Source organism: Vibrio mangrovi, assembly GCF_024346955.1.
Taxonomy (GTDB): Bacteria; Pseudomonadota; Gammaproteobacteria; order Enterobacterales; family Vibrionaceae; genus Vibrio; species Vibrio mangrovi.
Map to the genome: position 1 here is coordinate 414,148 of NZ_AP024883.1, position 13,602 is coordinate 427,749.

At 50.1% G+C, this 13,602-nt stretch carries 1 protein-coding gene; it reads left to right on the top strand.

Annotated features, from left to right (window positions below):
- Window positions 1-927 precede the first annotated feature (927 nt).
- The gene (locus OCU74_RS01915; RefSeq protein WP_261856154.1) at window positions 928-13,596 is read left to right on the top strand and encodes a non-ribosomal peptide synthetase; all 12,669 of its coding nucleotides are present in this window, start codon (window positions 928-930) and stop codon (window positions 13,594-13,596) included.
- The last annotated feature ends 6 nt before the right edge of the window (window positions 13,597-13,602 follow it).

Genomic DNA, 13,602 nt, shown 5'->3' on the forward strand with positions numbered 1-13,602 from the left:
GAATCATTGATTATCAAGCTTATATAGATAGATAGCTAAAATAATGGCGCACAATTCATTTTATTTGTGAATCAATCGCGATAATTTATTTGTTTTGTGTATGTAATTCTTGTAACTGTTAGGCGTATTTTTGATGTTTGTCATAATATAAACAAATAGTCTGTACAGTTATTGAGAATTAAAAAAATGAGGATGGTTTGTAAAGTGATTACTAAGTTTTATTGTGTTGATTTTTTGTTTTAATTTAGAATTATATTCTGGTTTTATTGTAATAATTGGTTGTAAAATCTAGCTTGTTGCCGAATTATTGCAAATAAATGAAGTATAATTCTTTTGCTGAGTAAAATGATTTTTCATCGTGGCATCTTATTTATCCATTTGTTTTATAAGGATTATCCTTGTTTCTGACTTGTCATATTTGTCAATGGATATGATTCGTGACCAGTTGAATTTTTTTTGCATTTTATTATATGCATTTGTCATTATTTTTTATGCCTATTTGACTACTTACCTTTACTATTTAAACAATATCCTATTATTTTTGACTGTTATGTCATCTTATCACGATGATTTTAAGATATTTTATTAGTTATTAATTTGTCATTTTCTCTTCTGATTTTTTAATGTAATCGTTTTTATTGCTCCGGCTTTCTTAATGATAAATATGACTTGATTGTAAGAGAACGAATGATGTAATTTGATTTGTAAATATTAACCAGAAGGTCAGAAATACTAATAATTATTAAATTGTTCTGGTTAAAATTATAAAAAATAATTTATTTATTGTTACTTGATTGTCATTTTATTGTCACTTTATGACTTGTATATATATAGGGTTTGGCGCTTGGTGCTATTGAGCTCAAGTGTGCGTTACCCCTATGCCTTAAATATTAATAATAAAAAATAACAAATGAAGGTTGGTGCTACATGAATACGAATGTTCACGGGAACAATAAGCAAAGTTGTATCTTCCACACTCAAGATAATACATCTCCTCCCTTGCCATTATCTACACCACAGAAAGGCATCTGGTTTGCCCAACATATTGTTCCGGATGTCGGAGGGCGGGTTTTCAGAGTTGCCGGTTATCTTGACCTACCCGGTGAAATTATTCCTGAAATGATGGAGTTTGCTGTCAGGCAAGGTGTTGGTGAGGCCGAAACATTTCATATTACGACCAGTTATCATGAAGATAAATTGCTGCAAACCGTACATCTTTTCTCTGATTGGGAACTGCCTTTTATTGACTTGTCCCAGAAAGATAACGCTAGTGCTTCTGCGATGACATGGATGGAAGAACGTCTGGATTATCCGGTAGCGAAAGGAGAGAAAGATCCCTTATTTGAGTTTGCGTTGTTAAAGGTTCATTCCGGACAATACTATCTCTACTGTAGCGCTCACCATATTACGACAGATGGGTATGGTTTTATGATGTTGGTGATGCGGTTTGCTGAAATCTATTCCGCATTGTATTCGGGCCATGAAATACCAGCTTGTCAGTTATTGGGAATTAAAGCCTTGCTGGAAGCTGAAGATTCTTATCGGGGATCAACTGGTTTCGAACGTGACCGGTCATATTGGCTGGATTATATGGATCAGATTCAGAATTATCAGCCGATCAGTTTAGCCGGGCAAAGCTCCGTTTGTTCTCAGGTATTAAGCGAACGATATATTCTTCCCCTTGATATTTATGAACACTTACAACAGTTAGTTGAACACTATAAAACAAACCTTGCGACACTGATTACTGCTTTAACTTCGGTTTATCTGCATCTGATGACCGGAGAGTCATCAATGATGCTTGGTTTTACCCATCGTGGACGAATGGGAAGAACTTTACGGCAGACGACAGGAATGGCAGTTAATATTTTACCACTGGGGCTTCATCTGACACCTGAGATGACATTCCCTGAACTGCTGGAGCAAGTCTCTCTTCATGTTGGTAAAACATCACGACATTCACGTTATTACAGTGAGGATCTCCGACAGGAATGGAAGCAGTCGGCTGATAAAGAATGTTGGTTTAATACCGTATTGAACTTTGTTCCTTCTCAATACGAACTGTACTTTGGTGATGTCTCTGCAACGGTTGTGAATACAGCGATTGGCCCGGTAGATGATCTGTCATTTACTTTCTATGACCGGGGAGAAGGACAGGGATTAACCTTGTACCTTAATGCCAACGCAGATTTATATGACAGACATGATATCCAGTGCCATCTGCAACGGCTCGAATCCTTCCTGAGCTTCTGTGCCTCATCCGATATTACATATCCTGCGCGGTTGAGTGTTTTGTCTCCGGAAGAACAACATCTGGTTCTTGAACTCTTTAACCAGACTCTGATGCCTTTCTCCGAATCTGGTTGTCTTCATCACCTGTTCGAATCTCAGGTAGTCCGGACTCCGGATGCCATTGCTGTTGTTTCCGGAGAAGAAGCATTCAGCTATCGTCAGTTGAATGACCGGGCCAATCAACTGGCTCATCGTCTGACAGAGCAGGGAGTCAAACCGGGCAGCAAGGTCGCAGTAATGGTCGAACGCAGCTGTACCATGGTGACAGCTCTGCTGGCAACACTAAAAGCTGGTGGCGCTTATGTGCCTCTGGATCCACTTTTCCCGCCGGAGCGGCTGCAATATATGGTTTCAGACAGTCAGCCGGTGGTGTTGATCACCGATGGCTCTGCTGAGATAACTCAGACATTCGGTGAGCAGAATGCAAGTTTCAGCCTGCTTGATCTGAGCCGTGAAACACTGAACGACTATCCGACAGACAATCTGGTCATTACGGAGCTGGAAAACAACCAACTGGCTTATGTTATCTACACCTCCGGTTCAACCGGGCAGCCCAAAGGTGTGATGGTGCCACACCGTTCAGTCGTGAACTTCCTCACCAGTCAGCAACAGCAGCATAACGTTAGCGGTGATGACCGTTTACTGGCGATTACCACGATTTCATTTGATATTCACGTGCTGGAGATTTACCTGCCGCTCATCAGCGGTGCAGCGTTACATCTTGCTGACAAGATGCTGGCTCGTGACGGCGAAGCGCTGGGACATTATCTGAATGAACAGAACATTACCCTGTTTCAGGCTACGCCGGCGACCTGGAAACTACTGCTGGCCGCAGACTGGCAAGGCTCTGCAAATCTGAGAGGTTTAATTGGCGGGGAATCATTCTCCAAAGTGCTGGCCGATGAAGTGCTGAGCCGGGTCGGCAGTCTGTGGAATATGTATGGTCCGACGGAAACAACTGTCTGGTCCGCCACGCATCAACTGAGTGTCTCGGATAGTGCTGTGCTGATAGGACGTCCGGTTGGTAATACCCGGATTTATATTCTGAATGAAGCCGGTCAACCGGTTCCGGTCGGAGCAACCGGTGAGATTTATATCGGTGGTGAAGGTGTGACTGCCGGTTATCTCAATCAGAGTGAACTGACACAGGAGCGATTCGTTGCTGACCCATATTCTTCAGCGGCCGGAGCCCGGATGTACCGGACGGGCGATTTGGGGCGCTGGGATGCGGAAGGCCGTATTGAATGCCTGGGTCGCAGTGATTTTCAGGTGAAGATCCGCGGATTCCGGATTGAGTTGGGTGAAATAGAATCTCTGATGCAGGGATTCGATGGGATTGCGGATGCAGTGGTTGCAGCGCCGGTGATGGCGGACGGAGAGCCACGGCTGGTGGGTTACTACGTGGCAGATGAAGCCGGTGATGCAGTTTCAGAAGAGGTACTGAAGACTTATCTGCGTAGCCGTCTGCCGGATTATATGGTGCCGGGCATTTATGTTGTGCTGGAAGATTTCCCGTTGACGCCGAATGGCAAAGTCGACCGGAAAGCATTGCCGGAAGTGGATGGTGCATCGTTGTCACAACGGATTTATGAAGCGCCACAGGGAGAAACGGAAGCGAAGCTGGCAGAAATCTGGGCAGAGATGTTCGGGATTGCTCAGGTCAGCCGTCATGATGACTTCTTTGAGCTGGGCGGACATTCTCTGATGGCGATGCAACTGATATCCAGAGTTCGTCAGCAATTTCAGGTTGATCTGGCTTTGGCTACGGTTTTTGCTCAACCGGTCTTATATGTGTTGTCTGCAGCTATTGAAAATTCACTACAAATTGAAGTGGAATCGGTTGTTGAAAGATTAGATGACGGTATCCAGCCTCCATTATCGCTGACTCAGCGACGTTTGTGGCTTCTGTCTCAGATCGACGACGTTGCAACACAGGCCTATATTATGGTCGGACGCATGACATTGCAGGGCAAGTTAGATGTGGTTGCATTACAGCGAGCGCTCGATCAAATGCTCTCTCGTCATCATATCCTGCGCACTTGCATTGAAATCGAAAACGGCGAGCCGGTCCAGAAAGTCTTTCCGGAAGGGCTGAGCATGTCACTTCCCGTGGTCAATGCCGATGATGAGCAAGCTATAGCAACCTTTGGTTCCGCAATGGATCTGTCAACCGGCCCTTTACTTCAGGGCCAGCTTATTTCCGTTGATGAACAGACTCATATTTTACGTCTGGCAATGCACCATATGATTACGGATGGATGGTCTATCGGTATTTTCATGCGAGAAGTCAGTCAGCTTTATGCAGCCTTCGTCCGGAACGAACCGAATCCGTTCCCTCCGCTTGAGATTCAGTATGGTGATTTTGCCGCCTGGCAGCAGAAATACATACAGGATGAGTTACTTCAGCAACAACGATTGTACTGGGTTGAGCAGTTACGGGGAATCCCTGATTGTCTGACTTTACCCACCGACAGAGCCCGGCCACACAAGCAGGAATTTGCCGGAGCAGAAATCACACACGTATTGGATGAATCCCTGACGGCAGAATTACACAAGTTAAGCCGTCAACATGATTGCACGCTCTACATGACCTTGCTAGCGTCCTGGTCTGCATTGATGGGACGTCTAGCTCATCAGGATGATGTAGTGATCGGAACACCTGTCGCCGGGCGTACCCGAGCTGAGTTTGAGCCGTTGATCGGGATGTTTGTCAATACGCAGGCAATGCGGGTTGATCTGTCAGCAAATCCGGATACCGCTGAGCTACTGGCTCAGGTCAAAGCGACGGCACTGTTAGCACAGGCTCATCAGGAAATTCCGTTTGAACAGGTTGTCGAATCTGTTTCTCCGGTGCGACGTTTATCTCATACTCCCGTGTTTCAGGTGATGTTTGCTTTGCAGAATGTTCCTGATGGCAACTTTGAACTGCCGGGACTGTCGATTTCACCGCTTGAGGCTGAGGTCACGACGGCACAGTTTGATTTAAGTCTGTTTGTTTATGAATTGGATCACCAGCTTGAGATTAAACTGAATTACGCAACAGCTTTGTTTGACGAAACGACGGTTCGTCGCTATCTGGCATACTGGCAGGCTCTGCTGCAACAGATGGTTTCTACTCCGGAACAAACCGTTAGTTCGTTTGATATCCTGTCGAAAGATGAGCGTGAACTGGTCATTGAAACATTCAATGCGACTGAAACAGTCTTCCCACAAGATGAATGTCTTCATCACCTGTTCGAATCTCAGGTAGTCCGGACTCCGGATGCCATTGCTGTTGTTTCCGGAGAAGAAGCATTCAGCTATCGTCAGTTGAATGACCGGGCCAATCAACTGGCTCATCGTCTGACAGAGCAGGGAGTCAAACCGGGCAGCAAGGTCGCAGTAATGGTCGAGCGCAGCTGTACCCTGGTGACAGCTCTGCTGGCAACCCTGAAAGCCGGTGGCGCTTATGTGCCGCTGGACCCGCTTTTCCCGCCGGAGCGACTGCAATATATGGTTTCAGACAGTCAGCCGGTGGTGTTGATCACCGATGGCTCTGCTGAGATAACCCAGACATTCGGTGAGCAGGCCGCAGGTTTCAGCCTGCTTGACCTGAGCCGTGAAACACTGAGTGACTATCCGACAGACAATCCGGTCATTACGGAGCTGGAAAACCATCAACTGGCCTATGTTATCTATACTTCCGGCTCGACCGGTCAGCCCAAAGGCGTGATGGTGCCACACCGTTCAGTCGTGAACTTCCTCACCAGCCAACAGCAACAGCATAACGTTAGCGGTGATGACCGTTTACTGGCGATTACCACGATTTCATTTGATATTCACGTGCTGGAGATTTACCTGCCGCTCATCAGCGGTGCATCACTGCATCTTGCTGACAAGATGCTGGCCCGTGACGGCGAAGCGTTGGGACATTATCTGAATGAACAGAACATTACCCTGTTTCAGGCTACGCCGGCGACCTGGAAACTGCTGCTGGCCGCAGACTGGCAAGGCTCTGCGGACCTGAGAGGTTTAATTGGCGGGGAATCATTCTCCAAAGTGCTGGCCGATGAAGTGCTGAGCCGGGTCGGCAGTCTGTGGAATATGTATGGTCCGACGGAAACGACCGTCTGGTCCGCCACGCATCAACTGAGCGTTTCGGATAGTGCTGTGCTGATAGGACGTCCGGTCGGCAATACCCGGATTTATATTCTGAACGATGCTGGTCGACCGGTTCCGGTCGGAGCAACCGGTGAGATTTATATCGGTGGTGAAGGTGTGACTGCCGGTTATCTCAATCAGAGTGAACTGACACAGGAGCGATTCGTTGCTGACCCATATTCTTCAGCGGCCGGAGCCCGGATGTACCGGACGGGTGATTTGGGGCGCTGGGATGCGGAAGGCCGGATTGAATGTCTGGGTCGCAGTGATTTTCAGGTGAAGATCCGCGGATTCCGGATTGAGTTGGGTGAAATAGAATCTCTGATGCAGGGATTCGATGGGATTGCGGATGCAGTGGTTGCTGCGCCGGTGATGGCGGACGGAGAGCCACGGCTGGTGGGTTATTACGTGGCAGATGAAGCCGGTGATGCACTTTCAGAAGAGATGCTGAAGACTTATCTGCGTAGCCGTCTGCCGGATTATATGGTTCCGGGCATTTATGTTGTGCTGGAAGATTTCCCGTTGACGCCGAATGGCAAAGTCGACCGGAAAGCATTGCCGGAAGTGGATGGTGCATCGTTGTCACAACGGGTATATGAAGCGCCACAGGGAGAGACAGAAACGAAGCTGTCAGAAATCTGGGCAGAGATGTTCGGGATTGCTCAGGTCAGCCGTCATGATGACTTCTTTGAGCTGGGCGGACATTCGCTGATGGCTGTTCAGTTGGTTTCCCGGATCAGAGCACTTCTGGGACTTGAAATGTCTCTGGCAAGTCTGTTTGAACATCCGGTGCTGGCTGAGCTTGCAGCAATACTGCAGGAGGATGCTCTTCAGAGCAAAGATAACCAGTTACCGGCAATTGTGCCACACACAACAGGCGGAGCTGTGCCGCTATCGCTGGCACAGCAACGTTTATGGTTCCTGTCTCAGATGAATCCGGCAGCATCCTCTGCCTATGTGATCTCCGGTGGAGCAGTCCTGCGGGGACGACTGGATGTTGAAGCACTTCAGGCGGCACTGGATCAGATTGTTGCCAGACACGAGGCACTGCGTACTCATTTTGAAGAGTGTGATGGTGTTGCCACCCAGGTGATTGAACCGTCAGATATCGGCTTCCCACTGACACTTGAAACACAATCCCATATTGCTTTTGTCCCGGAATTCAGACTGGATTCCGGAAGGTTGATTCAGGGGCAGCTTATTCGTGTCTCTGATGAGGAGCACAGGCTGAGCATTGCGATGCATCACATCATTTCCGATGGTTGGTCTGTGAGTGTACTAATCAGTGAGTTGGCAGCATTGTATGACGCCTTTATTCAGGGACTCGCCGACCCTTTACCAGCTTTGGACATACAATATGGTGACTTCGCTGTATGGCAGCAACAGTACTTACAAGGCGATATTCTGCAACGGCAACAGACTTACTGGGTTGAACAGTTACAGGGCATTCCTGACTGCCTGACCCTGCCGACGGACAGACCAAGGCCACAGCACCAATCTTACGAGGGTGCCGTAATTCCAGTGAATATTGACCGGGAGCTCAGTGACGGACTGCGAAATTTGAGTCAACGCCACGGATGCACACTGTATATGACTTTGTTGGCTGGCTGGTCGGCACTGATGGGACGTTTATCCAGTCAGGATGATGTTGTGATTGGTTCTCCGGTTGCCGGACGTACCCGAGCCGAGGTTGAGCCGTTGATCGGGATGTTTGTCAATACACAAGCCATGCGGGTTGATCTGTCTGCAAACCCGAGTACTACGGATCTGCTGACTCAGGTGAAAGCGACAGCGCTGGCAGCGCAAGCTCATCAGGATCTTCCGTTTGAGCAGGTGGTTGAGTCTGTCGCTCCTCAGAGAAGTCTGTCTCATCCTCCGATTTTTCAGGTGATGCTGAGTCTGCAAAACACCCCTCAGATTGAGAAAGAGTTGTCCGGTGTGAGTCTGTCACTATCAGACACTAAGCGAGAGACTGCTCAGTTTGATCTGAGTTTGGAGATTATGGAAGTTGACGGTCAGTTATCCGGGTATCTGAATTATGTCACGGCCTTGTTTGATGAAGCCACAGTACAACGTTATCTGGAATACTGGAAAAGACTTTTGCAGCAAATGGTGTGTACTCCCCAACTGGCGGTCAATAGACTGGATATCTGGGGTGACGATGAATATCAGCAGGTAGTTCATCGATTCAACCAGACCGAAATTCCATTCCCTGAGCGCGAATGTATTCATGCCCTGATTGAAGGTCAGGTGGCAAGAAACCCCGATGCAACGGCGGTGGTCTTTGAAGACCAGTCGCTGAGTTATGCCGAGCTGAACCGTCAGGCCAACCGTCTGGCGCACTGGCTGATGAGTCAGGGTGTGCGTCCGGACAGCCGGGTGGCGGTGTGTCTGGAGCGCAGCTGTGAACTGGTGGTGTCACTGCTGGCGATTCTCAAAGCCGGAGGTGCCTATGTACCGTTAGACCCCGGTTACCCGACCGAACGGCTGGAATATATGCTGTCCGACAGTGAGCCGGTGGTGCTGATTACCACCGGAACACTGCTGGAAAGTCTGGGTCAGACACCGGCAGCAACGCGTCTGGTGGATTTATCTTCGCTGGTTCAGCCCTGGACTGATTGTCCGGATACCAACCCGAATATTCCTGAACTAACCAATCGTCATCTGGCTTACATCATCTATACCTCAGGTTCAACCGGACTGCCGAAGGGAGTAATGAACGAACACCGGGGCGTGGTGAACCGGCTGTACTGGATGAAAGAAGATTATGGTTTCGGGCCGGGCGATGTGGTGTTGCAGAAAACCCCGTTCAGCTTTGATGTCTCGGTATGGGAGTTCTTCTGTCCGTTATGGTCCGGTGCAACGCTGCTGATGGCCAAACCGGAAGGACATAAAGACCCGGATTATCTGAAAGATTTAATCACGTCTCAGGGTGTAACTATCCTGCACTTTGTCCCACCGATGTTACAGAGCTTCCTTGAAGTGGTTCATGCGGGAGACTGCAACAGTCTGCGGCTGGTGTTCTGTAGTGGTGAGGCACTGCCGGCAGAAGCGATTCGTAAGAGCTATGCCCGACTGCCACATATTGAGCTGCATAACCTGTATGGTCCGACGGAAGCGGCGGTGGATGTCACCGCATGGCACTGTCCACGCACACTGGCAGGCGACCGGGTTTCGATTGGCCGTCCGGTGGCGAATACCCGGATGTATGTACTGGACGGAGAAGGCCGTCCGGTGGCAGTGGGTGTTGAAGGTGAGCTTTATATTGGTGGTGTTCAGGTTGCGCGGGGTTATCTGAACCGGGATGAGCTGACGGCAGAGCGATTTGTGGCGGACCCTTATTCACAAGAAACAGATGCAGTGATGTACCGGACGGGTGATGTGGGTTGCTGGCTGTCGGACGGAACGATTGAATACCGCGGCCGGAATGATGACCAGGTGAAAATCCGGGGTTTCCGGATAGAGCTGGGAGAAATCAGTTCGGCGTTGCAGGGTTGTGTTGGTGTGAAAGATGGCGTGGTGGTTGCACGTGCATTTGGTAGCGGCTCGGATAAACAGTTAGTGGGTTACTACACCGCAGAAGACCAAGCCGTAAGCCCGGATGTGGAATCCATCAAGGCAGAGCTGACCGAGCGGTTGCCGGCTCATATGGTGCCGGTGGCTTATGTATTACTGGATGAGATGCCGCTGACACCGAACGGGAAGGTAAACCGTAAGGCTCTGCCGGAGCCGGATGAGCGTTCGGTGGTCCGGCGTGAATATGAAGCGCCGGTGGGTGATGCAGAGACACAACTGGCCAATATCTGGTCCTCATTGCTGGGTGTTGAACGGGTCGGTCGTTATGACAACTTCTTTGAGCTGGGTGGTCATTCCCTGCTGGCGGTACGGATGATTTCCCGGGTTCGTGAACTGCTGGGTTGTGAGCTGACACTGGCGACACTGTTCTCACATCCGGCTTTATATGAAGTTGCCGGGACGTTGAGTGAGTCTGAGCATCCGGTCTTGCCTGCGATTACTCCGCTGGCTGCGGGTGAGACAGCTCCGTTATCACTGGCACAGAAACGGCTGTGGTTCCTGGCGCAGATGGATCCCGATTCGGTTTCAGCCTATGTGATTACCGGTGGATTACGACTGGAAGGTAAGCTGGATGTTGATGCGCTGCAACGGGCACTGAATCAGATTGTTACCCGGCATGCGCCATTACGGACTCACTTTGCCGATGTTGATGGTGTTCCGGTCCAGATTGTCGATGAGATTCATCATGAGTTTCCGATGCACTGGCTGGATGGTGAAACATTGATGGATGAGCTATCTCCATTCAGACCTGAGTTTGATTTATCCCATGGACCACTGGTTCAGGGACAACTGATTCATATTCATGACAATGAGCATTGGTTGCGAATCGCGATGCACCATATGGTGGCAGATGGTTGGTCTATTGGTGTATTCACCCGCGAACTTTCGGTTCTGTATCGTGAATTCAGTCAGGGACGGAATGATCCGTTGCCGCCGTTGAGTATTCAGTATGGGGATTATGCCGCGTGGCAGCAGATGCATTTGCAGGGAGAAGTATTACAGCAACAACAGCAGTACTGGACTGAGCAACTGCGTGATATCCCAGATTGCCTGACATTACCAACCGATCGGCCACGCCCTGCCCATCAGGATTATAGCGGCGCGGCCGTAACTGTCCGACTGGACAAATCGTTAACCTCTGCGTTACGGGAATTCAGTCAGAGTCATCACAGCACACTATACATGACACTGCTTACCGGATGGTCAGCACTAATGGGACGCCTCGCGAATCAGGAAGAAGTCGTGATCGGTTCACCGGTTGCCGGCCGGACTCTGACCGAACTGGAAGGATTGATCGGGATGTTCGTCAATACGCAGGCGGTGCGGGTCAGTCTGAGTGAACAGCCGGATACGGTGACGCTGCTGAATCAGGTGAAAAACACATCGTTACAGGCTCAGGCCTATCAGGACATCCCGTTTGAACAGGTTGTAGAAGCCGTTGCTCCGACCCGGAATCTGTCTTACAGCCCGATTTTTCAGGTGATGTTTGCATTGCAGAATTTACCTGAAGGAAATATCGGACTGGATGGAATGCATTTGTCATTATTGCCGGAGGAGTCCACGACGGCTCAGTTTGATCTCAGTCTGATTGTTCATGAGTCAGAAGGCCGGATCGAAGGGGTGTTGAACTATGCCACATCGCTGTTTGATGAAGAAACTGTCCAGCGTTATCTCAGTTACTGGATCAATCTGCTCGAAGGCATGGTCAGTCAGCCTGAACTACCGATTGCTGCTCTGCCAATTCTTGGGGAAACTGAGCAACAAAAACTGCTCGGGGAGCTGAACCAGACTCACTTTGGCTATCCGGCAGACTGTGGCATTCATACCTTGTTTGCCCGTCAGGTTGCCCGCTCACCAGAGCAGGTTGCAGTCGTGACTGATGATGGTGAGTGGGATTACACCAGTCTGGATGTACGGGCCAATGCGCTGGCTCACCGGCTTCGGGAACAGGGTGTCGCTCCGGGAGATCGGGTTGCGGTCCGGCTGCCACGTTCGGCAGCGCTGGTCGTGACCGAACTGGCAATTCTCAAATGTGGCGGTGTGTATGTGCCTCTTGATCCGAATGCACCGGCAGAGCGCCAGCAATATGTTGTGGATGACTGTGGTGCAACGGTACTGATCGCCGAAACCGGTACGGCAACGGAATATCCGTCACTGACTGTACTGGAAATGAGTGAATCTCTGCTCAGAGAAACCAGTGATGAAGAAGTCTCTGTACCGGTTCGGGGAACTGCACCGGCGTATGTGATGTACACCTCAGGCTCGACCGGTCAGCCAAAAGGGGTAGTCGTGCCGCATCGGGCAATCGCCCGGCTGGTGCTGAACAATGGTTATATGGAAGTACAACCATCCGATCGCGTTGCTCTGGCGGCCAACCCGGCCTTTGATGCCACCACGCTGGAAGTGTGGGCACCACTACTCAATGGTGCTGCCGTGGTGGTGATTGAACAGGACACCCTGCTCAATGTGCAGTCGTTTGCCCAAGCATTGGAAAACCGTCAGGTCAGCATTCTGTGGCTGACGGTCGGTCTGTTCAATCAGTATGCCGAAGGACTGAAAGCTGTCTTACCCGGCCTGCGTTATCTGCTGGTCGGGGGCGATGCGCTGGATCCGGCGGTGATCCGCCGGGTGCTGGCTGAAAGTGCGCCGGCGCATCTGCTTAACGGTTATGGTCCGACTGAGACCACGACGTTTGCCCTGACTTATGAAATTACGGCGGTCAGTGAGGATGCTGCGAGTATTCCGCTGGGGCGTCCGATCGGCAACACGCAGGTGTATCTGCTGAATCCTCAGGGACAACCTGTTCCACAAGGTGTGGTCGGTGAGCTGTATATCGGTGGTGATGGTGTGGCGCTGGGTTATCTGAATCAGGATGAACTGACGGCAGAGCGTTTTGTTGCCGACCCTTATTCGGCGGCCGCGGATGCCCGGATGTACCGGACCGGTGACCTTGGGTATTTACGTTCGGATGGCACGATCGAGTTTGTCGGGCGCAATGATTTTCAGGTGAAGGTGCGGGGCTTCCGGATTGAACTGGGAGAAATTGAGTCGGCACTGGTGTCGTGTGGTGTTGAATCGGCGGTGGTGATTGCGCAGGGCGATTCGGCTTCGAAACGACTGGTGGCTTACTTTACCGGTGGTGCAGGGATGAGCGCGGGAGAGCTGAAGTCACGCTTATCGGAACATCTGCCGGATTACATGGTGCCGGTGGCTTATGTGGCGTTGGCAGAAATACCGCTGACGGCGAACGGTAAGGTTGACCGCAGAGCACTGCCGGAACCAAATGATACAGCGCTGGCCCGACAGGAATATGAAGCTCCTCAGGGAGATCTGGAAGAAATGGTTGCTGAGATCTGGGAGGAGCTCCTTCAGGTTGATGCCGTCGGACGTCAGGACAGCTTTTTTGGGTTGGGAGGCCACTCGCTGCTGGCTGCCCAGCTTATTTCAAGGATTCGCAACGAACTGGATTTGGAAGTGCCATTGGTTGAGCTTTTCTCTCATCCCACATTAGCCGCATTCAGTAAACGTGTGGCTTATATCGGCCTTGCTGAGTTTGATGTCAGCGATTTGATGGATTTAGCAGAATAATGGGAG